Source organism: Limosilactobacillus alvi, assembly GCF_016900115.1.
In the GTDB taxonomy this organism is placed as follows: Bacteria; Bacillota; Bacilli; order Lactobacillales; family Lactobacillaceae; genus Limosilactobacillus; species Limosilactobacillus alvi.
This window is the reverse complement of the sequence record NZ_JACJJQ010000112.1, coordinates 1-262: the sequence shown is the minus strand read 5'-3', so window position 1 is coordinate 262 and position 262 is coordinate 1. Positions and strand designations below refer to the sequence as shown.

Sequence of the window (262 nt, the reverse complement as noted above, 5' to 3'; positions counted from 1 at the left end):
GTACCAGAGAGGGACACATGGCAAAAGCGCCGATTCCGATCTTACGGACAGAATCCGGAATGGTCACCGAGCGCAGGTTCACACAGTAGGCAAACACACTCTGGTCGATAAAACGGACGCCCTCCCGCAGGACCACTTCCCGCAGCTGCCAGCATCTGAAATCCAGGCCTGTCTGCAGATGGATATTCCACAGGATCGCTCCGTCGATCAGAAGACGGATCCTGGACAGGGCCGGCAGAGCCGTCCCGTCTTCCGCAGCATC

At 58.4% G+C, this 262-nt stretch carries 1 protein-coding gene; it reads right to left on the bottom strand.

The window, feature by feature from the left end:
- A partial coding sequence (locus tag H5993_RS09295; RefSeq protein WP_204777117.1) for a leucine-rich repeat protein occupies window positions 1-262 on the bottom strand: 262 nt, incomplete at both ends.